The sequence below is a fragment of the Roseomonas aerilata DSM 19363 genome (genome assembly GCF_000711725.1).
GTDB classification, from domain to species: Bacteria; Pseudomonadota; Alphaproteobacteria; order Acetobacterales; family Acetobacteraceae; genus Roseomonas; species Roseomonas aerilata.
The window spans coordinates 220,553-244,208 of record NZ_JONP01000002.1; the positions used below are offsets into that span (position 1 = coordinate 220,553).

The 23,656-nt window shown below is 73.0% G+C and carries 15 protein-coding genes; 12 read left to right on the top strand and 3 right to left on the bottom strand.

Translation table 11 applies throughout. The annotated features are described in order from the left end of the window. The first annotated feature begins 14 nt into the window (after window positions 1-14). The 5 genes from urtB (at window position 15) to BO39_RS03890 (ending at window position 4,933) form a co-directional block, all read left to right on the top strand. The gene (gene urtB / locus BO39_RS03870; RefSeq protein ID WP_043830419.1) at window positions 15-1,568 is read left to right on the top strand and encodes an urea ABC transporter permease subunit UrtB; all 1,554 of its coding nucleotides are present in this window, start codon (window positions 15-17) and stop codon (window positions 1,566-1,568) included. Further along, on the top strand, window positions 1,565-2,662 hold the full coding sequence (urtC, locus tag BO39_RS03875) for an urea ABC transporter permease subunit UrtC (RefSeq protein ID WP_043830190.1): 1,098 nt from the start codon (window positions 1,565-1,567) through the stop codon (window positions 2,660-2,662). Before urtB ends, urtC begins: the two co-directional genes overlap by 4 nt. Further along, a complete protein-coding gene (urtD, locus tag BO39_RS03880; RefSeq protein ID WP_043830192.1) occupies window positions 2,659-3,399 on the top strand; it encodes an urea ABC transporter ATP-binding protein UrtD in 741 nt (246 codons plus the stop codon). Before urtC ends, urtD begins: the two co-directional genes overlap by 4 nt. A gap of 3 nt (window positions 3,400-3,402) precedes the next feature. Beyond that, window positions 3,403-4,095: an urea ABC transporter ATP-binding subunit UrtE gene (urtE, locus tag BO39_RS03885; RefSeq protein ID WP_043830194.1), complete on the top strand. Its 693-nt coding sequence runs from the start codon at window positions 3,403-3,405 to the stop codon at window positions 4,093-4,095. Window positions 4,096-4,225: 130 nt separating this feature from the next. Then, window positions 4,226-4,933, top strand: coding sequence for an SDR family oxidoreductase (locus BO39_RS03890; protein WP_043830195.1), 708 nt, complete (start codon window positions 4,226-4,228; stop codon window positions 4,931-4,933). Between the two features lie 251 nt (window positions 4,934-5,184). On the opposite strand, the gene BO39_RS03895 is transcribed toward BO39_RS03890, so the two are convergent. Continuing rightward, window positions 5,185-5,988 carry an enoyl-CoA hydratase/isomerase family protein gene (locus BO39_RS03895; protein WP_043830197.1) on the bottom strand — a complete coding sequence of 268 codons (804 nt, stop codon included), beginning with the start codon at window positions 5,986-5,988 and terminating at the stop codon, window positions 5,185-5,187. 147 nt (window positions 5,989-6,135) lie between these two features. On the opposite strand from BO39_RS03895, the gene BO39_RS03900 reads away from it, so the two are divergent. Then, window positions 6,136-7,323: a 4-hydroxybenzoate 3-monooxygenase gene (locus tag BO39_RS03900; RefSeq protein ID WP_043830198.1), complete on the top strand. Its 1,188-nt coding sequence runs from the start codon at window positions 6,136-6,138 to the stop codon at window positions 7,321-7,323. Between the two features lie 343 nt (window positions 7,324-7,666). On the opposite strand, the gene BO39_RS03905 is transcribed toward BO39_RS03900, so the two are convergent. Beyond that, window positions 7,667-8,428: an SDR family NAD(P)-dependent oxidoreductase gene (locus BO39_RS03905; RefSeq protein ID WP_043830199.1), complete on the bottom strand. Its 762-nt coding sequence runs from the start codon at window positions 8,426-8,428 to the stop codon at window positions 7,667-7,669. A gap of 101 nt (window positions 8,429-8,529) precedes the next feature. Between BO39_RS03905 and BO39_RS03910 the strand changes: the two genes are divergently transcribed. The 6 genes from BO39_RS03910 (at window position 8,530) to BO39_RS03935 (ending at window position 22,017) form a co-directional block, all read left to right on the top strand. Then, window positions 8,530-9,537 (top strand): C-terminal binding protein, encoded by a 1,008-nt coding sequence (locus BO39_RS03910; RefSeq protein WP_043830201.1) that lies wholly within the window; start codon window positions 8,530-8,532, stop codon window positions 9,535-9,537. 230 nt (window positions 9,538-9,767) lie between these two features. Then, window positions 9,768-11,057, top strand: coding sequence for a glycosyltransferase family 4 protein (locus BO39_RS03915; protein ID WP_052401427.1), 1,290 nt, complete (start codon window positions 9,768-9,770; stop codon window positions 11,055-11,057). A gap of 25 nt (window positions 11,058-11,082) precedes the next feature. Next, window positions 11,083-18,501 (top strand): type I polyketide synthase, encoded by a 7,419-nt coding sequence (locus BO39_RS03920; RefSeq protein ID WP_052401428.1) that lies wholly within the window; start codon window positions 11,083-11,085, stop codon window positions 18,499-18,501. Next, complete coding sequence (locus tag BO39_RS03925) at window positions 18,498-19,817, top strand: aminotransferase class I/II-fold pyridoxal phosphate-dependent enzyme (protein ID WP_043830203.1); 1,320 nt, start codon at window positions 18,498-18,500, stop codon at window positions 19,815-19,817. Before BO39_RS03920 ends, BO39_RS03925 begins: the two co-directional genes overlap by 4 nt. Before the next feature lie 59 nt (window positions 19,818-19,876). Continuing rightward, window positions 19,877-20,629, top strand: coding sequence for a formyltransferase family protein (locus tag BO39_RS03930; RefSeq protein WP_211257376.1), 753 nt, complete (start codon window positions 19,877-19,879; stop codon window positions 20,627-20,629). Between the two features lie 122 nt (window positions 20,630-20,751). Further along, complete coding sequence (locus tag BO39_RS03935) at window positions 20,752-22,017, top strand: capsule biosynthesis protein (RefSeq protein WP_043830207.1); 1,266 nt, start codon at window positions 20,752-20,754, stop codon at window positions 22,015-22,017. Window positions 22,018-22,256: 239 nt separating this feature from the next. Here BO39_RS03935 and BO39_RS03940 read toward each other — a convergent pair whose 3' ends face one another. Continuing rightward, on the bottom strand, window positions 22,257-23,579 hold the full coding sequence (locus BO39_RS03940; RefSeq protein WP_052401429.1) for a hypothetical protein: 1,323 nt from the start codon (window positions 23,577-23,579) through the stop codon (window positions 22,257-22,259). Window positions 23,580-23,656 lie beyond the last annotated feature (77 nt).

Below are 23,656 nucleotides of genomic sequence, written 5' to 3' on the forward strand. Positions count from 1 at the left end.
CGCCCATCCGTAAGATGGCACGCCTCGTCCTCCTCCTCGTGCTTCTCCTGGCCGCGGCGCGTCCCGCCGCGGCGCAGGACGCCTATCTCGACGCGCTCCCCGGCCTCGCGGGCGGCTTCGGCGCCCAGGCGGAGGCGGTGGAACGCCTTGGCGCGGGCGGCGACCCGCGCGCCCTCGCCGTGCTCCGCGCCCTCTCCGAAGGGCGGCTTATGAAGCGCGACAGCACGGTCATCCTCGACGGCACCGACGCCGCGACCGGCCAGGCGCTCGACGTCACCGGCGCCGATACGGTCCGCATCAACAACCGCGTCCGCTCCGCCCTTCGCGGAGCGCTGGGCCGCTTGCAGCTCGTCTCCACCAACCCCGACGAGCGCTTCGCCGCCGCTGAATCCGTCTTCCGCAGCCGGAGCGCCGAGAACATCCCCGGCCTCGAGGCCGCCATCGCGCGCGAGACGGTGCCGCGCGTGAAGGAGCGTCAAGAACTGGCACTGGCCGCCTCCCGCCTCGTGGCCCCCGAGGCGGCCGCGCGCCGCCAGGGCATCGCCACCCTCGGCGGCGCCTCCTCCGAGGACGCGCGCGCCCTGCTGCTGGAAGCCCGCGGCGCCAACCCCGACCTCGCCGTCGAGATCGACGCCGCCGTCGCCTCCATCGACACGCGCCTGACCTTCAAGCGCGCCGCCGAAACCCTCTTCCAGGGTCTCTCCCTCGGCTCCGTCCTCCTGCTGGCGGCGCTGGGCCTAGCCATCACCTTCGGCGTCATGGGCGTGATCAACATGGCCCATGGCGAGTTCGTCATGCTCGGCGCCTACACCACCTTCGTGGTGCAGGAGGCCCTCCGTGGCATCCCCTGGCTGCTGCCCTGGTCCCTGCCCCTATCGGTCCCCGCCGCCTTCCTCGTCGCCGGCCTCGCGGGCGCGGCGCTGGAGCGCGGGCTGATCCGCCACCTCTACGGCCGCCCGCTGGAAACCCTGCTGATGACCTTCGGCGTCGGCATGATCCTCCAGCAGGCCGTGCGCCTGGCCTTCGGCGCACAGAACCGCGAAGTGATCTCGCCGGCCTGGATGCAGGGCACGCTCTCGCTCCCCGGCGGCATCCTCATCACCCAGAACCGGCTCTGGGTCATCGTCTTCGCGATCCTCGTCCTTCTCCTCGCCATCGCCGCCATCCGCCTCACGCGCTTCGGGTTGGAGATGCGCGCCGTGGTGCAGAACCGCCGCATCGCCGCCACAATGGGCATCCGCACCGGCCGGGTGGACGCGCTGACCTTCGCCTTCGGCTCGGGCATCGCCGGCATGGCAGGGGTCGCGCTGAGCCAGATCGACAACGTCTCCCCCAACCTCGGCACCGGCTACATCATCGACAGCTTCATGGTCGTCGTCTTCGGCGGCGTTGGTTCCCTCGTGGGCACCCTGGTCGGCTCCATGGGGCTGGGCGTGCTGAACAAGGTGATCGAGCCCTGGGCGGGCGCGGTGCTGGCCAAGGTGGCCGTGCTCGTCATCATCATGCTCTTTATCCAGCGCCGCCCGCGCGGCCTCTTCGCCCTCAAGGGCCGGGCGGCTGACGCATGAGCGAGATCACCGCCACCCCCGTGCCCCGCGGTATCCCGCCCCGTCTGCTCGTGCGGGGAGCCATCCTCGCGGGCATCGCCCTGCTGGCGGCGCTGCCGCTCCTCAACCTCCTCCCCGCCGGCAGCGCGCTCCGCGTCTCGGACTTCACCGTCGCCGTCACGGGCAAGTGGATCTGCTACGCGGTGCTGGCGCTCGCGATCGACCTCGCCTGGGGTTATGCGGGCATCCTCTCCCTCGGCCACGGCGCCTTTTTCGCGCTGGGCGGCTACGCGATGGGCATGCACCTCATGCGGCTCATCGGGCCGCGCGGCGTCTACGGGCACCCGGTGCTGCCGGACTTCATGGTCTTCCTCGGCTACCGCGAGCTTCCGTGGTACTGGCTCGGCTTCGAGCACTTCCCCTACGCGATCCTCATGGCGCTGCTCGTGCCGGGCGCGCTCGCCTTCGTCGTCGGCTGGCTCTCCTTCCGCAGCCGCATCACCGGCGTTTACTTCTCCATCCTGACGCAGGCGATGACCTACGCCCTCATGCTCGCCTTCTTCCGCAACGACATGGGCTTCGGCGGCAACAACGGCTTTACCGACTTCAAGGAGCTGCTAGGCGTGCCGCTCAATACGCAGGCCGCGCGCTCCGGCCTCTTCTACGCCGCCCTCGCGCTGTTGGCGGGCTCGCTCTTCCTCTGCCGCCACATCGTCTCCACCAAGCTCGGCCGCGTGCTCGTTGCGGTGCGGGACGCCGAGAGCCGCGTGCGCTTCCTCGGCTACTCCGTCACCTCCTTCAAGCTCACTGTCTTCACCCTTTCCGGGATGATGGCCGGACTGGCCGGCGCCCTCTACGTGCCGCTCGTCGGCATCATCAACCCCGGCGAGTTCGCCCCGGGCAACTCGATCGAGGCGGTGATCTGGGTCGCCGTCGGCGGGCGCGGCACGCTCATCGGCGCGGTGCTCGGCGCCTTCTCCGTCAATGCCGTGAAGACCTGGCTTACCTCCTTCGCGCCGGACCTCTGGCTCTTCGTCCTCGGCGGCCTCTTCGTCGCCGTCACCCTGCTGCTGCCCCAGGGGCTGGTCGGTCTGTTTCGGAGGCGCGCGCGGTGACGAAGCGGCAGGGCCTCTACCTCGATGGCGTCTCGGTCGTCTTCGACGGCTTCCGCGCGCTCAACAATCTCTCCCTCATCGTCGATCCCGGCGAGCTGCGCGCCGTCATCGGCCCCAACGGCGCGGGGAAGACGACGATGATGGACGTCATCACCGGCAAGACCCGCCCCACCGCTGGCACCGTGAAGTTCGGCGACCACGACCTCACGCGCATGGACGAGGCCGCCATCGCCAATCTCGGCATCGGCCGCAAGTTCCAGAAGCCGACCGTCTTCGACGCGCTGACCGTCTTCGAGAACCTCGAACTCGCGCTCAAGGCCCCGCGCGACCCGCTCTCCTGCCTTCGCTGGCGCCTCAACACCCTCTCCCGCGCGCGGATCGAAGCGGTGCTGGAGGAGATCGGCCTCACCGCCCGTGCGGCGGACCTCGCCGGCGTCCTCTCCCACGGCCAGCGGCAGTGGCTGGAGATCGGCATGCTGCTGATGCAGGACCCCGAGTTGCTGCTGGTGGACGAGCCCGTGGCCGGCATGACCGACCAGGAAACCGAGCAGACCGCCGCCCTTCTCCGCCGTATCGCGGGCCTCCGCAGCGTGGTGGTGGTGGAGCACGACCTCGAATTCGTCCGCGCCCTCGGCGAGAAGGTCACGGTCCTGCACGAGGGCACGATGCTGTCGGAGGGCTCCATCGACGCCGTGCAGAACGACCCCCGCGTCATCGAAGTCTATCTGGGGCGCTGACGAATGCTCAGGGCCACCGGCATCCGCCTCTCCTACGGCGCCAGCCTCTGCCTCCGCGGCGTGGACCTCGCGGCCGATTCCGGGCTCATCACCTGCGTCCTCGGACGCAACGGCGTCGGCAAATCATCGCTCATGCGCTCCGTCATGGGGGTGGAGCGCATCTCCGCCGGCCGCATCGAGTGGGAGGGGCGCGACATCGCCAACCTCTCCCCCGCCGACCGCGCCCGCGCGGGCATCGGCTACGTCCCCCAGGGGCGGGAGATCTTTCCTTTCCTCACCGTGCAGGAAAACCTTGAAACCGCCCTCGCCGCCGCCCCGCGCGGAGCCAAAGTGTCGTCGGAGGTCTTCGACCTCTTCCCCATCCTCCGCCAGTTCCTGCGGCGGCGCGGCGGCGACCTCTCGGGCGGGCAGCAGCAGCAGCTGGCCATCGCGCGCGCCCTCACCGCCCGCCCCCGCCTGCTCATCCTCGACGAGCCCACCGAGGGCATCCAGCCCTCCGTCATCAAGGACATCGCCCGCGTCATCCGCCACCTCGCGCGGGATCGGAACATGGCCGTGGTGCTGGTCGAGCAATACTACGAGTTCGCCCGCGACCTGGCCGACCGCATCACCGTCATGGTCCGCGGCGAGGTCGCGCTGGAAGGCGAGGTCGGCGCGCTTGAGGAGGAATCGGTCCGCCGCCTGCTGACCGTCTGAGAGGGGGATGGCGCGTCGGCGATCCACACGGCGTGCAGGGGGCGGGGCGGAGGGCCGGGGGGCCTTCCGCTCATGCCCAAACCGGGGCCGCCCGCCCGCGTTCCCCGCCCGGCACTCGAAGGGGCGGTTCATGTCAGAGGAAAAGCGGGTCGCGCTGGTCACCGGCGGCTCCAGGGGCATCGGGCGCGGCATCGCCCAGCGGCTGGCCGCCGATGGCTGGCACGTCGTCACCGCCGACACCGAGCCCGAGGGCCCCGCCGAGGCCGCCCGCCACCTCCGCGCCGACATCTCCGACGAGGCCGCCGTCCGCACCCTCATCGACGGCATCGCGGCCACCGAGGCTCGGCTGGATGGCCTCGTCTGCAACGCCGGCATCATGGTGCGAAAGCCGCTGCGCGACCTGTCGCTCGCGGACTGGTCCCGCGTGATCGGCACCAACCTCACCAGCACCTACCTGCTCGCCCGCGCCGCCGAACCCATGCTCCGTGCCGCCAGGGGCGCTATCGTCACCATCGCCTCCACCCGCGCCCACCAGTCGGAACCGGATACGGAAAGCTACGCCGCCTCCAAGGGCGGCCTGCTCGCCCTCACCCATGCCCTGGCCATCAGCCTCGGCCCTGAGGTGCGCGCCAACGTCATCTCCCCTGGCTGGATCAACGTGCGCGACGAGAAGCTGAGCGAGCGCGACAACGCCCAGCACCCCGCCGGCCGCGTCGGCCGCCCGGCCGACATCGCCGCCCTCGCCGCCTGGCTCCTCAGCCCCGAGAGCGGCTTCGTCACCGGCGCCGAGTTCGTGTCGGACGGGGGGATGACGCGGAAGATGATCTACGAGGAGTAACGCGGGTGGCTCCTGGAGAGGGCTCTGCCCTCTCCAGACCTCACCCACCAAGGGCCTGAGGCCCCTGGACCCCCATCTGGCTGTCGCGGAACCTTCCTGATCAAGCCGTCGCCTCGGGTCATCGACCCGAGGCGCACCGGCCGCGAAGTAATCCAAACCTGAAAAAGAAGATGATGGTGAGGGGTCCGGGGAGAGGAAGAATTCCTTCTTCCTCTCCCCGGAGTCACGCGCGCCGAGCGCTCAGAAAAGCCCTACCCACTCTGATCAGCCAACCAGGCCGGCGCCCGCCGCGCCTTGAAGGCCGCGATTCCCTCGTCCGCTTCGCCGCTCGTCGTGCAGCGGGCGAAGGCCCGCGCCCCGGCCTCCGCATAGCCCTCCGGCACCGCGCCGCCGAGGGCGGCCAGCATCGCCTTCGTCTCCGCCAGCGCGCCGGGCGCGCCTTGCAGAACGTCCGCGACGGTTGCCTCCACCAGTGCGTCCAGCGCCGCGGCGTCGGGCGCAACCTGATGCACGAGGCCGATCCGCGCGGCCTCGGCGGCGTCCATCACATGGCCCTGCAGCACCATGCGCGCGGCCTGGCTGCGCCCAGTGCGGCGGACGATCCAGGGCAGGATCTGCGCCGCCACCAGCCCGCGCCGCACCTCGGGCGCGGCGAAGCGCGCGTCGGCAGCGGCAAGGGCAATGTCCGCCGCGCAGACGAAGCCGAGGCCGCCCGCGAAGGCCGATCCCTGCACGGCCGAGATCACCACCTGCGGCAGCGAGGCCAGCGCCGCGAAGCGCGCCCCGATCGCCCGGTTGCGCTCGAGCTGCGCCGCCATGCGCTGCTCCTCCGGCAAGGGGGCGCCGACCTCGTCCAGGTCCAGCCCCGCGCAGAAATGCCCGCCCGCGCCGGAGAGCACGAGCACGCGCGCCGAGCGGTCCTCGCGCAGCCCGGCCAACAGCGCGTCGATGTCAGCGGAAAGCGCCCCGTTCAGCGCGTTGCGCCGGGCAGGCCGGTTCAGCACGGCGCGCACGAGGCCCCCATGCCGCGTTACCAACAGCGGTTTATCGCTCATCGGACTTCCTCCATCCCGCCCCGGTCATGCCGGGCCGGGGGCAGCGCGGCAAGGCGGCCGGCCCCGGGGCTTCCCACCCCCGCCCCCTCCCGTGCTACCGATCGAACCGATCGTCGCCACGACGCACCGCCCGGAAGAAGGCTTTCCATGTCCCAGCGCACGCAGGTTGGCATCGTCGGCTGCGGCCCCGCCGGCCTCTTCCTCGCCCACCTGCTGCACCGAGCGGGCATCGAGAGCGTGATCCTGGAGAACCGCTCGCGCGAGGCGGTGGAGAGCACCATCCGCGCCGGCGTGCTGGAGCACTGGGTGACCGACCTCATGCGCGAAATGGGCCTCGGCGCGCGCATGGACCGCGAGGCGCACATCCACAGCGGCATCACCCTGCAATACGGCCCCAACCGCTTCCACCTCGACGTGACGGAGCTGACGGGCGGCAAGCAGGTAACCGTCTATGCTCAGCACGAGGTGCTCTGCGACCTCATCGCCGGCCGCCTCGCCGATGGCGGCACCATCCATTTCGAGGTGACCGGCACCGCCTTCCACGACGTGGAGAGCGAGGCCCCACGCATCGCCTTCCGCCACAAGGACGGCACGCCGGACGAACTCCTATGCGACTACGTCGTCGCGGCGGACGGCTTCCACGGCCCCGGTCGCAAGGCGATCCCGGAGGCGATTCGCCAGGAATACAACAAGACCTATCCCTTCGGCTGGCTCGGCATCCTCGCCGAGGCCCCGATCTCCTGGCACGAACTCATCTACGCCCGCCACGAGGACGGTTTCGCCCTCCTCAGCACGCGCTCCCCCGAGATCCAGCGCATGTACATCCAGTGCGACCCGGCCGACGACATCGCCAACTGGCCCGACAGCCGTATCTGGGCCGAGTTGCACAAGCGCCTTGAGATCGCCGGCAACTGGCACCTTTCGGAGGGCCGTATTTTCCAGAAGGGGATCATCCCGCTCCGCAGCTTCGTCTGCGAGACGATGCGCCACGGCCGCCTCTTCCTCGCCGGGGACGCCGCCCACATCGTGCCTCCCACGGGCGCTAAGGGCCTGAACCTCGCCGTCGCCGACGTGCTCGTCCTCGCCCGTGCGCTGGAGGACGCCATCCTCCACCACCGTACCGAACGCCTGGACGCCTACCCCGCCACCGCCCTCCGCCGCATCTGGAAGGCCGAGCGCTTCAGCTGGATGATGACCACCATGCTCCACGTGGACGAGGCAGAATCGCCCTTCGAGCACCGCATCCGCATGGCGGACCTCGACTTCCTCTCGGGCTCGCGCAACGCCCAGGCGGCGGTGGCCGAGAACTACGTCGGCCTGCCCTTCGACGCCTGAACGGCTCTACCAGCAGCGAGCTGAGCCACTGTTTCGGTCCGGGCCGACGGCGCTGGTGACGCCGGGGAGAGAAAGAAAGAATTCTTCCTCTCCCCGGACCCCTCACCATCATCTTTTTCTTTGAGTTAGGGATGCTTTGCGGCCGGTGCGCCTCGGGTCACTGACCCGAGGCGACTGCACGCGCCGGATGGGTGCCCAGAAAGAACCGGCCCCTAATCACCCTATCCGCGAAAGCCAGATGGGAATCCAAGGGTCTCAGGCCCTTGGCGGGTGAGGTTCCGGAGAGGGCAGCGCCCTCTCTGGCGCCGCCAGCCCTCGTAGTGGGTATCTCCCCCGAACCACCTCAGATCACCACGCCGCCGCTGACATGGATCACCTGCCCCGTGACGTAGCCCGCGCCCGGCGAGGCCAGGAAGGCCACCGCCGCCGCCACGTCCGCCGGCGTGCCCAGCCGACGCATGGGGATGCGCGGCAGCACGGCGTCCCAGGCCGCGGGGTCCAGCGCCGCGTGGGCGCCCGCGTCCTTGCGGGTGAAGCCCGGCGCCACCGCGTTCACCGTCACCGCCGGCGCCCATTCGAGGGCCAGCGCCCGCACCAGTGCCTCCGTGCCTGCCTTGGCGGCGGCGCTGGCGGGGAACACGGTCGTGTCCGTCCGGAACAGATGCGCGACGAAGGAGGAGACGGCGATCATCCGTGCGTCGCGCCCTTCATCCCCTGCCCTGCGCAGATGAGGCCCCGCCGCGCGGGCCAGCCGCAGGAAGCCCCAGAGGACGGTGTCGGCGCTGCGGGCGAAATCCTCGTCCGTCAGGGCAGAGACGGGGGTGCGGTCCGCGAAGCCCGCATTGGCCACCACGATATCCAGGCCGCCGAAGGCGGTGGCCGCCTCCTCCACCAGCCGCGCGGGGGTGGAGGCGTCCGTCAGGTCGCCCATCAGCACGAGGGCCGCGGCGCCGGCCGCGCGCAACTCGGCGGCCACGGCCTCCGCGCCTTCCCGGTTGCGGCGCGCATGCACCGCGATGGCCGCGCCGGGCAGCGCCATGGCGCGCGCCACTGCCGCCCCGATCCCGCTCGAAGCCCCCGTCACCAGGATCCGCCGCTCTGCCATCCGCCATTTCCCCCGTACCACGCCTCTGGCCGCGCCCCTGATGGACGGCGGCGCCCCTGCCCCCCAGGATGCCGCGCCACGGAAAAATGAGGGAGAGGCGCATGGCGATCACGGTGATGCAGGCGGAGGGCCTCTATCCCGACGACACGGTGGAGCAGGCGGTGCTGGGCCCTGATGTCCGCATCCTGCAACCCGTCGTCGGCAGCCTGGCGGAGGTGCCGGACGCCCTCTGCGCAGAGGTGGAGGGTCTCTTCGTCTTCCGCGACTGGCTGAAAGCCGCCGACATCGCCCGCTTCCCCCGCCTGCGCTGCGTGGTCCGCATGGGCGTCGGCTACGATCGGCTGGACCGGCCGGCGCTGGCGGCGCGGGGCGTCACGGTCTGCAACCTGCCGGACTACGGCACGACGGAGGTGGCCGACCACGCCATCAGCCTCGCCCTTGCCCTTCGCCGCGGGCTGCTGCTGCACCACGACGCGCAGCGCGCCAGCCCGCCCGCCGCCTGGGCGCCCATCGAGTCGCCACTGATCCAGCGGCCTTCGACCCGTGTCTTCGGCGTGCTCGGCCTCGGGCGGATCGGCACGGCCGCAGCGCTCCGGGCGAAGGCCTTCGGCTGGAAAGTGGTCTTCCACGACCCCTACCGGCCCAACGGGACGGAGCTCGCCCTCGGGATCGAGCGCGCCCGCACGATCGAAGAGCTCTTCACCCGGGCCGACACCCTCTCCCTGCACACGCCGCTGACCCGCAGCACCCGCGGCCTGGTGGATGCCCGCCTCCTCGGCCTGATGCCACCTGGCGCGGTGGTGGTGAACACCGCTCGCGGTCCGATCCTCGACCTGGACGCGCTGGAGGGCGCCTTGCGGGACGGCTCGCTCGCAGGGGCCGGCCTCGACGTCCTGCCGGAGGAGCCGCCGGGGCCGGTGGTCCACCCCTTGCTTAATGCCTACCGGGAGGGACAGCCCTGGCTGTCGGGGCGACTCATCGTCACCCCCCACAGCGCCTTCCATTCGCCGGAGGCCCTGCTCGATATCCGTCTCAAAAGTGCCGAAACGATGCGGGATGTGCTGCTGGAGGGCCGACTGACGAATGTTGTGAGACCGGAAGATGATTAGCAACCGTGCTATAACAAGATTGTGATGAAAGTTTGTTTCGACCTCCGTGCGATTGATCGCGATGATCTGTGCCTAGAAGCCCCGCTTCATTGGTTATTTCCGAAATTCGGTTGAACTCGGTAGCGATCAGGCGTGGCCTTGCGATAAACAGAAGTTGAAAGCTCCGAGGGGATCGAGCAGTGCCGCGAGGCAAGGGGAGCGCAGACCCGATAGTGCGGCCTATCAACCGCATGCCGCACATCGTTCTCGACGTCTCCCGTCTGCTGGCCTGCGGCTCCAAGGCGGCGCCTTCCGGGATCGATCGGGTGGAGATGGCCTATGCCCGCCACTGGGCAGACGCGCCGGAGGGCAGCTGCACCTTCGTCGCGCAGGCCATGCTAGGCGACTACGTGGCCCTGCCGTTCCGGGCGGTCCTCGGCCTCATCGCCTCCCTCACCGAGGCCTGGGCGCAGGGCGACCCGACCGGGGCCCAGGCGCGCCGGGCCCGGCGGCTGGCGGTCGCGCTGCGCTGGCGCGTCATGGCCGGCATGGGCCAGCGCGAGCTGGCCAGGCGCCTGCGCCAGCCGGGGCCGAAGACCTTCCTTCTCGTCTCCCATCGGGCGCTGGAGCGGGAGCGGCCGATCCAGGCGATGCGCGAGGCCGGCTGCAGCTTCGTGCCCCTCATCCACGACCTGATCCCCGCCACCCATCCCGAATACGCCCGGCCAGGCCAGTCGGAGCGGCATCTGCGTCGCATCCGCACCACTGCGGCGCTGTCGGACGCGATCGTGGTCAACTCCGCCCATACGGAGGCGGCGCTCCACCCGCATCTGCGCGCCCGCGGCACCCCTCCGGAGGTGCTGGTGGCGCCGCTCGGCATCGATCCGCTGCCCGCCCCCACCATGGCCCTGCCGGCCGAGCCCTTCTTCGTGGTTCTCGGCACGATCGAGCCGCGCAAGAACCACCTTCTCCTGCTGCACCTCTGGCGCGACCTCGCGGCGCAGATGGGGGGCAAGGTGCCCCACCTCGTGATCGTCGGCCGCCGCGGCTGGGAGAACGAGAACGTCATCGACATCCTCGAGCGCTGCGACGCCCTGCGCGGCGTGGTGCGCGAGGTCGGCCAGGTTCCCGACCGCGAGGTGTGGGAGCTGCTGCGCGGCGCCCGCGCGCTCCTCTTCCCCTCCTTCGCCGAGGGCTACGGCCTGCCACTGGCAGAATCCCTCGCGCTCGGCGTACCTGCCATCTGCTCGGACCTGCCCGCCCTGCGCGAGGTCGGCGGCGCGGTGCCGGACTACCTTGACCCGCTGGACGGGCTTGCCTGGCGGAAGGCAATCCTCGATTACGCGGCCACCGACAGCGCCGCCCGCCGCGCGCAGCTCGGCCGGCTCTCGGGCTGGACGGCGCCGCGCTGGGAAACGCATTTCGAGATGGTCGACGACATGCTCGCCAGGCTGGCCCACCAACCCTTCCGCGCCACGGTCCGCGCGCCCGTGCTCGGGCGGCTCCGCGGCCTCGTCCGCTCCGGCGGGGCCGCCACCTGAGCCCCGTGCCGGGCAGGGCCACCCGGTGAGACGCGCCGAAGGAGGGCCATCGCGCGCCCAGGGCGGCGCGGCAGGCTCCCTTTCCAAAACGACACAGCCAGGGCCGACCCGCGCCGGCCGTGCCTCCCAGCGGGCCGCGCCCGAGCCGATCGCCATCGTCGGCGCCGCTTGCCGCTTCCCGGGCGCGCCGGACCTCGAAGCCTTCTGGTCCCTTCTCGAGGCCGGGGAGGACGCCGTCGGCACCCTGCCGGCCGACCGCTTCAGCCTCGACCTGTTCCACCATCCCCGCCGGGGCGAGCCCGGCCGGTCCTACAGCTTCGCCGCCGGCCATATCGGCGACGTCGCGGGCTTCGACGCCGCGCATTTCGGCCTCTCCCCGCGCGAGATGGCCGAGGCCGACCCGCAGCAGCGCCTCCTGCTCGAAGTGGCGTCCGAGGCGCTGGAGGATGCCGGCTGGCCCGCCAGCACCGTCGCCGGGAGGGAGATCGGCGTCTTCGTCGGCGGCTCCTCGACCGACTATGCGGAGCTGCGCCTCTCCGATCCCTCCGGGGCGGACCGGCACTTCATGACCGGCAACACCCTTTCGATCCTCGGGAACCGGATCACCAACGTCTTCGACCTGCGCGGTGGTGCGCAGACGATCGACACCGCCTGCTCCTCCTCCCTCGTCGCGCTGTCCCTCGCGGTGGACGCGCTGCGGGCCGGGCGGGTGGAGGCGGCGCTCGTCGGCGGCGTGCAGCTCCTCCTCTCGCCCTACGCCTTCATCGGCTTCTCGCGGGCCGCCATGCTCTCCCCGACCGGCCGCTGCCGCGCCTTCGCGGCGGGAGCGGACGGCTATGTGCGCGGGGAGGGCGCGGGGATGGTCGTCCTCAAGCCCCTCTCGGCCGCCCTCGCGGCCGGGGACGAGGTGCGTGGCGTGATCCTCGCGGCCGGGGTGAACACGGTCGGCCGCTCCATCGGCCTCTCCCTGCCCGATCCCCGCTCCCAGTCCACCCTGCTCCGTCGCGTGCTGGCCGAGTCCGGCCTGCAGCCCGGACGCGTCGCCTATTTCGAGGCGCACGGCACCGGCACCCAGGCCGGCGACCCCGTGGAGGCCGCGGCGATCGGCGAGGTCCTCTCGGGCGCCGCGCGGGCGGAGGCGCTGCCGATCGGCTCCGTGAAGTCGAATATCGGCCACCTGGAGACCGCCTCCGGCATGGCCGGGCTGCTCAAGGCTCTGCTGATGCTGGAGAAGCGGGTCATTCCGCCCAGCCTCCACTTCGAGGCGCCGAACCCGCGCATCGACTTCGGTGCCCTCAACATCCGCGTGCCCACCGCGCCCGAGTGCCTGCCTGGCCGCGAGCCGGTGATCGGGGTGAACTCCTTCGGCTTCGGGGGCACCAACGCCTCCCTCCTCCTTGCACCGCCGCCCGCCCCGCGCCGGCGCATGCCGGAGGCGGAGGGCGAGATGCCGCCGCTCATCCTCTCCAGCCGCTCCGCCGCCACCCTGCCCCGCGCGGCCGGCGCCTGGGCCGCGGCGCTCCGGGCCGAGCCGGCCCGCGCGCCGGCCCTGCTGCGCGGCCTCGCCCGGCACCGCGACCTCGGCCCGCACCGCCTCGTCCTGCGCGGCGATGCTCCTGAAGCCCTGGCGGCGGGGCTGGAGGCTTTCGCGGCGGGGGAGCCGGTGGGCGCGCACGGCGCCGTCCCCGCCGGCGCCTTCGGGCACGGCATCGCCTTTGCCTTCTCCGGCAACGGCGCGCAGTTCCCCGGCATGGCGCGCCAGGCCATGGCGCATTCCCGCCCCTTCCGGGAGGCGGTGAAGGCCGCCGATGCCGAACTCGCACCCCGCCTTGGCTGGTCCGTCGCCGCCGCGCTGGCGGAGGGGCTGACCGCCGAGGCCCTCGCCGCCACCGAGGTCGCCCAGCCCGCCCTCTTCGCCGCCCAGCACGGGCTGGTTGCCGCCCTCGCCGGGGAGGGGATCGAGCCCGCCATGGTGCTCGGCCATTCCGTCGGCGAGGTGGCGGCGGCGCTGGCGGCGGGCATCCTGGACCTGCCCGCGGCCGCCCGGCTGATCGTCGCCCGCTCCACCGCGCAGGGGCGCACGCGCGGGCGGGGCCGCATGGCCGCCTTCAGCGCCACCGAGGCAGAGGCCGCGCCGCTGCTGGCCGAGTGCGGCCCGGGCCTGGAGATCGCCGCCCGCAACGCGCCTCGCGCCCTCACCATCGCGGGGCCCGCCGCCGCGATCGAGCGCCTGGCCGCCGCCGCCCGCCGGCAGCGCCTGACCCTCGTCGTGCTCGACCTCGACTACGCCTTCCACTCCGCCGCCATGGACGAGGTCGCGGACGAACTGGCAGCCTCTCTGGAAGGGCTGCGCCCCGCCGCGCCCCGCCTGCCCTTCCTTTCCGCCGTCACCGGCTCGGCGCTGGAGGCGCCGGCGGATGCAACCTACTGGTGGCGCAACCTCCGCGCGCCCGTGCGCTTCGCCGAGGCCGCCCTCGAGGCCGCGCGCCATGGGGCGGGGCTGGTGATCGAGATCGGCCCCCACCCGATCCTGCAATCCTACCTGCGGGAGGCGATGCGCGCGGCCAAGTCGAGCGCCCCGGTCCTCGCCAGCCTCTCCCGCCGCGACCCGCCCGGCGACCCCGTCCCCGCCATTGCCGACCGCGCAACGGCGCTCGGCGCCGACCCGCGCCGCGCGCCCTCCTTCGCCGGCCCGGCCCTGCGCCGCGGCCTGCCGCCCACCTCCTATGCCCGCGCGCGCCACTGGTTCCCCGCAACGCCCGAGGCAGCGCGGCTGCACGACCCCGTGCTCGACCACCCGCTACTCGGCTTCCGGCGCGATGCCGGGCCGGAGGGCGGGGCGGCGCTCTGGACGCGGGCCCTCGACACCGACCTCATGCCCTGGCTCGCCGACCACCGGCTGGGCGAGGACGCGGTGCTCCCCGCCGCCGCCATGGCGGAGATGGCGCTCGCCGCCGCCGCCCTCCGCTTCCCCGAGGCCGAGGCGCTGGAACTCTCCGCCCTGCAGATCCTGAGGCCGCTGCCCATCCCCGGCAGCGGTCCCGAGGCGGGCAGCCAGGAACTGCGCTTCCGCCTGGCCGACGACGGCACCTTCCGCCTCGAATCCCGCCGCCGGATGAGCGGCGAGGCCTGGTCCCTCAACGCCCGCGGCCTGCTGCGCGCGGTCGGCGCGGAGGCCCTGCCCGATCCCGCCCCGTCCCTCTCGCCCGGCGGGCGCCGGGTGGAGGAGGCGGCGCTGCACGCCACCGCCGCGCGCTGCGGCCTCGCCTACGGCCCCGCCTTCCGCCCGGTGCGCCACGTGCTGCTGGCGGGTGAGGGCGCGGCGGCCGAGGTGGCGCTGGAACTGCCGCCCGCCGCCCCGCCCGATGACGGCTTCCTCCTCCACCCCGTGCGGCTGGACGGCGCCATGCAGGGCCTGATCGCCCTCCTGGCCGACCGGCAGGGCCCCGGGGCAGCCGCCTCCGGGGAGGCGCTGGTGCCGGTGCGCTTCGAGCGCCTGGTGGCCCGGCGCGGCGCCGGTCCGGCCGTGCGCGCCGGCCTCGCGCTCACCTATGTCGGCCAGCGCGCGGCCGAGGCGCGGCTCGTGCTCGCCGACGCCGCTGGCCGCCCGGTGGCGGTGGCCGAGGGCGTCTGGTTCCAGCGCGCCCGCCTCGGCCGCGCGGCCACCGAGCCCGCCGTCTTCCGCCTGGAGGACCGGGCGGCGCCCGATCCCACTCTGCCGCCCCCCTCGCCCGACCTCGACGCCGCCCTCGCCGCGGCCGAGGCGCGCGACGACGCGCTGGACCTTTCCGAGTCCGCCCTTCTGCTGGAGGCCTATGTCGCCTCCGCCGCCACCCGTGCCCTGGCACGCGGGGCCGCGCCCGGCGGCACCATCATCCCGACCAATCCCTATGCCGCGACGATGCTCCGCGCCTTGGAGGAGGACGGGTTGGCCGCCCGGGACGGCCATGCCTGGCATCTGCTGCCCGGCGAGGACCTGCCCGCGCCCGAGGATATCTGGCTCTCGGTGCTGACGGAGCGCCCGGTCCTCGCGCAGGACCTCGCGGCCCTGGCCTTGGCGGCCGAGCGCCTGCCGGAAGCCCTCGCCGGCCGACTGCCGCCGGAAGCCGCGCCGCTTGCCCTTTCCGACGAATCGGCTTCCTACGTCCTCGTCTCCGGGGTGCTGGCGGAAGCGGCGGGCGCGATCGCGGCGGCCTGGCCGGCGGAGCGGCCGCTGCGCGTGCTCGACCTCGGCGGACCGGCCCTCACCATCGCCCTCTCGGCCCGCCTCGCGCGCTCCGGCCGCCGCATCCTGCACATCCTCGCGGGCGAGGCCCGCCCACTGCCACCGCCGCATGAGACGGCCGAGGTCTCGACCATCGAGTGGCAGCCCGGCGCGGGCAACCCGGCCCCGATGGTGGACCTCGTGGTCGGCCTCCAGGGCCCGTTCCTGGACGGGGCGGGGCCGGGCGTCCTGCCGGACTTGGCGGCCGCCCTCGCGGAGGGCGGCGCGCTCCTTCTCGCCGCGCCGCAACCGGGGCGGATGACGGAGTTCCTGCGCGGGCAGGACCCGGCGAACCCCTCGCGGCCCATCCTGCCGGGCGCCGCTGCCTGGCAGGGGGCGCTGGAGGCCGATGGCTGGCTCGCCGCGCGCGTCCGGCCCCTCCGCACCTCGCCCATCCCCGCGCTGCTCGTCGCGGCCCGCCGCCCGCCGTCCCATCCCGCCCTCCCCCGCGCGGAGGAGAAGCGCTTCGTCCTCGTCGGCGATGCCGGCGCGACGCCGCTCGCGGAGGCGCTCGGTCTCGCGCTCGGCGGCGCCGGCGCCACGGTGGAGCGGCACCGGCTGGAGGACGCCCAGGCCCTGCCGCCCCGCGCGCTGCGCGGCGCCGCGGTGATCGCCCTGGCCAGCCCCCAGCCGGCGGCGCTGGCCACCACGCTCGCGGGCATCGTCCGGCTGGCCGAGGCCGCCGCCGGTTCCGCCTCCGGCCTCACCATCCTCGCCCAGGGCGACGCCAGCACGCCAGAGGCCGAGGCCATCCGCGCGCTCGGCCGGGTGCTGGCGAACGAGATGCCGGACCTCGCGCCGCGCCGCATCCTCGTGGACGCCGCCCTCGCCCCCCCGGCCGCCGCGCGCCGGGCCCTGGCGGAGATCGTCTCGCCAGGGGCGGAGCCGGAACTGCTGCTCGGCCTTCTCTCCCGCCGGGTGCCGCGCGTGGCGCTGGGCTTGCCTGCCGGCCCCGCCCGGGCGTCGCGCCTCGCGATCCGCCAGCCCGGCGCCCTCTCCTCCCTCGCCTGGGAACCGATGGAGCCGCTGCCCACCCCTGGCCCCGGCGAGGTGCGGCTACGGGTGGAAGCCTCCGGCCTTAATTTCCGCGACCTGATGTGGGCCCAGGGCCTGCTGCCGGAGGAGACGCTGAAGGACGGCTTCGCCGGCGCCGGCCTGGGGATGGAATGCGCGGGCGTGGTGGAGGCCGCGGGCCCTGGCACGGGCTTCCACCCGGGCACGCGGGTCTTCGGCTTCGCCCCGCGCGCCCTGGCCAGCCGGGCGCTGACCCGCGCCCAGGCGCTGGCCACAATCCCTGAGGGAATGACGTTCACTGCCGCCGCCACCATCCCCGTGGCCTTCCTCACCGCCGTCTACGCGCTGGAAACCCTCGCCCGCCTCGGCCCCGGGGAGCGCGTGCTGATCCACGGCGGCGCGGGGGCCGTGGGGCTCGCGGCGCTCCAGGTGGCCCAGGCCGCCGGGGCGGAGGTGGCGATGACCGCCGGCACCGAGGCGCGCCGCGCCTTCCTGCGCGCGGCGGGCGCTGACCTCGTGCTCGACAGCCGCTCGGGCGGCTTCGACGACGCGCTGCGCCGCCACTGGCCGGAGGGGGTTGACGTCGTGCTGAACTCCCTCGCCGGGGAGGCGATGGAGCGCTCGCTCGCCCTCGTGAAGCCCTTCGGCCGCTTCCTGGAACTCGGCAAGCGCGACTACGCGGAGGACCGGCGCATCGCGGTACGTCCTTTCCGCCGCAACGTCACCTATTTCGGCGTGGACGTGGACCAGCTCCCGAGCGCCCGCCCGGCCGAAGCGGCGCGGCTGCTCGAATCGATCCGCGGGCGGCTGGCCGGCGGTAGCTTCCGTCCCCTGCCCTATTCCCGCCGCGGCGCCGAGGAGGTGGAGGGCGCCTTCCGCCTCCTCCAGGCGGGCGGGCATATCGGCAAGATCGTCGTTCTCCCGCCCCGTGAGGAAGCGCCGCCCCCCGTACCCTGGGCCCCCGGCTCGGGTACCATCATCGTCACCGGCGGCACCTCGGGCTTCGGGCTCGAGGCCGCGAAGTGGCTCGCCGCCCGCGGCGCCGCGCGCCTGGCCCTCGTCTCCCGCAGCGGCCCCGCCGCGCCGGGGCTGGGTGAGGCGATGACGGCGCTGTCGGCCCTCGGCGCCCGTGCCAGCGCCCATGCGGTGGACGCGGCCGATGGTGCGGCGCTGAAGTCCCTGCTCGAAACCCTCCGCGCGGAGGGCCCCGTCACGGGCGTGGTCCACGCGGCGGCGGTCTTCGACGACGGGGCGGCCAGCGGCATGGACGCGGCCCGCTTCGCCCGCAGCCTCGCGCCCAAGATCGAGGCGGCGGAGAACCTCGACCGGCTGACGGCGGCGGACCCGATCGACCTCTTCCTCCTCTTCTCCTCGGCCACCACGCCGCTCGGCAATCCCGGCCAGGCGAACTACGTCGCCGCCAATGCCGGGCTGGAGGCGCTGGCCCGCCGCCGCCGCGCGCGCGGACGGCCGGCGCTCACGGTGCTCTGGGGTCCGGTCGCCGATGCCGGCGTGCTGGCGCGGGAAGCCGGCACCGCCCGCACCCTCGCCCGCCGCCTCGGCGTGGAGCCGATGCCCGCGCATGAGGCGCTCGATGCCCTGCCCGAGCTGATGGCGGGCGGCGCGCCCGTCGTCGCCCTCGCGCGCCTGTCCTGGAAGCGGGCCGGCGCCGCACTGCCCGTCCTGCGCGAGCCCGCCTTCGCCGCCCTGCGCGCGGGCAACGAGGATACGGATGCCGGCATCGCCGACATGCGCGCCCATCTCGCCGCCCTTCCCACCGCTGAGGCCGGGGCGCTGCTCGTCAGGATCGGCACGGAGGAGCTCGCCCGCATCCTCCGCCTGCCCGCCGAGAGCATCGCGCCGGACGCGCCCGTGGCCCGGCTCGGCCTCGACAGCCTCGGCGGGCTGGAGCTGCGCGGCGCGCTGGAGGCGCGGCTGGGCATGCCCGTGCCGCTCTCGGCCGTGACGGAGGACCTGACCGTCGCGGGCCTTGCCGCGCGCATGGTGGAGGGCCTGTCTGGCGGCGCGCGGGAGGCGCAGCTCGACGTGCTGCTCGAGAACTTCGAGCCCGGCACCCCGTTCCCGCCGCTCTTGCCCGAGAAACCTACTCTGTCCAATAGAATGTCCCAGGCCATGACCGGCGAGGCGAGGGAGACAGAAGGGTGACCCAAGGCATCGGCCTTTCCGCGGCGGCGCGCCTCGCCCTCCTGCAACGCCTCTCCAAGCGCCGCGCGCGGCAGGAGGAGAGCGGGGCGGAGAGCGGCGCGCGCTCCTTCGGCGACCTGCCGGCGCTGCGCGACTTCGAGCTGATGAAGACGGCTATGGAGGCGCTCGACCTCCCCAACCCCTTCTTCCGGCCGCATGAGGGCCTGGCGGCCGACACCACGCGGATCGGCGGCGCGGAATACCTGAACTTTTCCTCCTACAACTACCTCGGCCTGAACGGAGACCCGCGCATCAAGGCCGCGGCCCATGCGGCGATCGACCGCTACGGCGTCTCCGCCTCGGCGTCGCGCGTCGTCTCGGGCGAGCGGCCACCGCACGCGGCGCTGGAGGCGGCGCTGGCCGTTCATTACGGCACGGAAGCCGCGCTCTGCCTCGTCTCCGGCCACGCGACCAACGTTACGGTCATTGGGCACCTCATGGGCCCGCGCGACGTGATCCTGCACGACGCGATGATCCACAATTCCTGCGTGGAGGGCGCCCGCCTCTCGGGCGCGCGCCGCATCGCTTTCGCGCACAACGACCCGCAGGCGGCCGAGCGCGAGCTGGCCGCCGCCCGCCGCGGCGCCGCCCGCGCGCTGATCGTCATCGAGGGCCACTACTCGATGGACGGCGACGTGCCGGACCTCGCCCGCTTCGTCGAGATCGCCCGCCGCCACGACGCCTGGCTGATGGTGGACGAGGCACATTCGGTGGGCGTGCTCGGCCCCACCGGCCGCGGCATCTTCGAGCTGCAGGGCGTCGATCCCGCCGGCGTCGATATCTGGATGGGCACGCTGTCCAAGACGCTCTCCTCCTGCGGCGGCTACATCGCGGCGCGGCGCCAGCTCATCGACTGGCTGCGCCACACCGCCCCGGGCTTCGTCTATTCCGTCGGGCTCGCGCCGGTGCTCGCGGCCTCGGCCCTCGAATCGCTCCGCGTGCTGGCGGAGGAGCCCTGGCGCGTGGCCCGGCTGAACGCCAACGCCACCCGGCTGCGGGACGCACTGCGGGCGCGGGGCCTGGATGCCGGCGCATCGGCCGGGCATGCCATCGTGCCGCTGATGACCGGCTCCTCCGTGCGCGCCGGGCGGCTCTCGGCGGAACTGTTCGCGGGGGGCATCAACGTCCAGCCCATCACCTTCCCCGCCGTGCCCGAGCGCGCGGCGCGGCTCCGCTTCTTCGTCTCCTCCGAGCACACGGAGGAAGGGATTGATCGTGCGGCGGAGGTCGTCGCCCGCGCCTGCGCCGGCCTCGCGCCCGCGGAGCTGGCGGGCTGACAGGGGCGGCACCCCGCCTCGCCCTCCTCACCCTGGCCAGCGCCGCGAGCGCCGAGGCCGTGGCGGCGTTCGCCGCCCGCTACCGGGAGAGCCTCGCCCTCGTCGGGCTCTCCAACCCCTATCGCCGGAATGCGGGGGGATCGCTCGGCCAGGCCTGGCGGCATCTCCGGCGTTCGGGGCCGGGCCTGCTCGCCTACCTCGCGGTGAATATGTCGCTGCCGCGGATCGCCGGGCTGCTCTCGCCCGGCCTCGGCCCGCTTGCGCGAAGCCTCGGCGGCCGGGGCGTGCCCGTGGTCACGGTGGAGGACGTGAACGGCCCCGCTTTCGCGGAGACCCTACGCGCCTCGGGGGCGGAGCTGATCGTCACCTTCCACTTCGACCAGATCCTCTCGGCCGCGACGCTCGGCATTCCCCCGCTTGGCGGCATCAACGTCCACCCCTCCCTTCTCCCGCACCACCGGGGGCCCATGCCGACCTTCTGGGCGGGGATGGAGCCGGCGCCCGCCCATGGGGTCACGATCCACCGCCTCGTGCCGAGGATCGACGCGGGTCCGATCCTCGCCCAGAAGGCGGTGGACCTTCCGCGGGGGGTCACGGTCTCGGCCGCGGCGCGACTCCTCCATCAGGCCGCAGTGCCGCTCGCGGGCGAGGTCCTGCCCCGCCTCGCAGCCGGCACCGCGGCGGAGTGGCTGGCCGAGGCGCTGCCCTACCGCCCCTTTCCCACGCGCGCGACGTTGCGCGAGGCCCGCCGGCGGGGCCTGCGTCTCTTTGACGCCGCGGATTTGCGCGCAGCCCTGCGCGCGCGGCTTTGATCCCCGGCCAGAGCGCTTCGAAGGGGCTTCGTTCCGAAACGGCAACACGGCAGCAAGGAAAGCCCCGCTACACCCGGCAACGCAGGATTGTCGCCGCGCTGCGGCCCGAATATGGAGGATGGGTGCCTCAGCAAATCCAAGATGCCGTGCGGCCGAGGCGATTTCTCTTCCTGCAGGGTCCGATCACCCCCTTCTTCGACGAGGTCGGCGCCGAGCTGAGGCGGCTCGGCCACGGGGTTCACCGGATCAACTTCTGCCTCGGCGACAAGCTCGCCTGGCGCAGCCCCGGGGCGGAGGACTTCACCGCCCGCCCGGAGACCTGGCCCGCCTTCATCGCGGCCTTCCTCGACCGCCACGCCATCACCGACATCGTGCTGCTCGGCGAGCAGCGCTTCTACCACCGGGAGGCGATCGCGGCGGCGAAGGCGCGCGGCCTCACGGTGGTGGCCACCGACTTCGGCTACCTCCGCCCCGACTGGATCACCTTCGAGCTGGACGGCATGAACCGGGAGAGCCGCTTCCCGCGCGAGCCCGAGGCCGTCGTCGCCCTGGCCGAGACCCTGCCGCCCCTCGACCTAGCCCAGCGCCACCGGGACAGCTTCCTCAACCAGGCGACCTGGGACGTGGCCTACCACCTGGCAAACCTTATCCCGGGGCCCTTCCGCCACTACGCCAGCCACCAGATCTACCACCCGGTCCAGGTCTATCTCGGCACCCTGCTGCGCCTGATCATGCGGCGGCGCGCCAACCGACGGTCGGACGCCATTATCGGCCGGCTCAAGCAGGAAGGACGGCCGCTCTTCCTCATGGCGATGCAGATGGAGACCGACTTCTCCGTCCGCGCCTACTCCCGCTACCCCGACCTCGACACGGCGATCGAGGAGGTCATCACCTCCTTCGCTGCCCATGCCCCGCCGGCCGCGCAGCTTCTGGTGAAGGTCCACCCGCTGGACCCCGCGGTGAAGAACTGGGGCCGCCGGGTAGCCCGGACGGCGCGGCGGGCCGGGGTGGCGGGGCGCGTCCACTACCTCGGCGGCGGCAACCTGGGCAGCATCACCGAGAGCGTGCAGGGCGTCGTCACCATCAACAGCACCGTCGGCCTGCGCGCCATCGTGGACCGGCTGCCGACCCTCGCGCTCGGCGACGCGATCTACAAGATCCCGGGCCTGACCCATGGCGGATCCCTGGATAGCTTCTGGACCGAAGGCCATCCGCCGGACCCGGTGCTGCGAGAAGCCTTCCTGCGCGGCATCGGCCACTGCCTGCACATCCGCGGCGTCTACTACGCCCGCCCCGGCCTGGATGCGGCGGTCGAGGCAGCGGCGCACCGCCTGCACCACGGGCTGGTCAACCAACCCGTGCTGGAACCACCGCCGCTCTCATTCTGAAGCCTGAGTTAGACAGGGCTCTCTTTTTACCGTGTCGGCGCTTGTGGCCCTGGGGAGAGGAAGTAAGGAATTCTTCCTCTCCCCAGACCCCTCACCATCATCTTTTTCTTCGCGTTGAGATGCTTTGCGGTCGGTGCGCCTCGGGTCACCGACCCGAGGCGACTGCACGCGCAGGAAGGGCGCGCAAAGAACCGGCCCGATCACAGCATCCGCGCCAGCCAGACGGGGATCCAAGGGCCTCAGGCCCTTGGCGGGTGAGGCCTGGAGAGGGCAGCGCCCTCTCCAGGAGCCGCAAGCGCCGGCAGCCATCCCAGGTTGCGCAGCCTCTCCCTCTCCCCCGAGAGGAACCGGTCCCCGATATCGCCGCGCCAGCGCAGTTCCGGCGCCACCACGTTGCGCGCCCGGGCCCGTGCGGCTTCCTGGGCTTCCTGCACAGTGGCCCCCGTGCCCGTCACGATCATCAGGTGGCCTGACCGGCGCCGCCCGAGGAGTTGGCCGCCTTCCTGGCGCATGTCCACGAAGTGGTAGCCCTCCAGTTCGGCGCCCTCCACCGGGTGGAGAAAGAAGACCGGCGGGTCCTCCTCGGGCGTGGTGGTCGGATGGTGATCGGGGAAGGGCGGCACGGTCAGCACGATGGCGACGGAGAAGCCCGGCCGGGTCGCGAAGCGTCGGGGTTTGCGCGGCGCGGCCATGCGGCCCAGCAGGTCGCCCCAGCCCTCGGGTTGGAGGGCGGCGAGCACCGCGAAGCCGGGATTGCCGAAGCGGCAGGTGAACTCCAGCGGCCAGACGCCCCGCTCGTTCACGATGAGGTTCAGGTTGACGTAGCCGACATGCCCTGCGGCGGCGAAGCGCGGCGCCACGCGGTCCAGCGTCGCGGCGAAGAGCGCCTCCGAGTCCTCGTAGGAGGCGAGGGTACCCATCTCGCCCGTCATCTCCCCCATCTCACCGGGGAAGAAACGCTTGTGCTCGAAGTCGATGCAGGCCGGGCGCAGGAAGGCGGTGCCGTCGAAATAGGCGCCGACGCCGACCTCCACGCCCTCGATCCGCTCCATCAGCAGCACCCGCCCCTCGCCCGCGCGGCGGAGCATGAAGGCGACGTCCAGCCCCTCCGGATGGTCACCGACGAAGGTGTTGCGGCCGACCTCGTCGTGTTTGAGCACGTAGCGGCCGGGATGCTCCCGAAGCCAGTCGAGCGCGGCCGGGGCGTTCTCGAAGGACATGCTCTCCGCGATGGCGAGGCCCGCCTCGCGCAGCACCGACTGGCCGAAATCCCGCTCCTGCTCCAGGCGGTCGCCGAACTCGCTGCCGCCGACCACGCGATAACCCTCGGCGCGCAGCGCGTCCTGTACGGCGCCGCGCCCGATGCGCTCGAAGAAGACGATCCCGTCTCGCCCGACCCAGTCCAGTTCCGCCCGCCAGTCGGGCACGGTGTCGATCAGGCCGCCGAAGGCGCGGTCCCCCGGAGGATCCTCGGCGTGGACGCGCACCTCGTGCCCCTCGCGCTGCAGGGCGAGATAGACGTCGCCGAGATAGGCGCGTGGCCCGATGCCCAGAATCCGCATGCCCGCTCCGCTCCCTGCCGGTGCTCAGTCCCTTGCGGCAACGACGATCCGGCATCCCGGTTCCCCGGCGCCGCCCG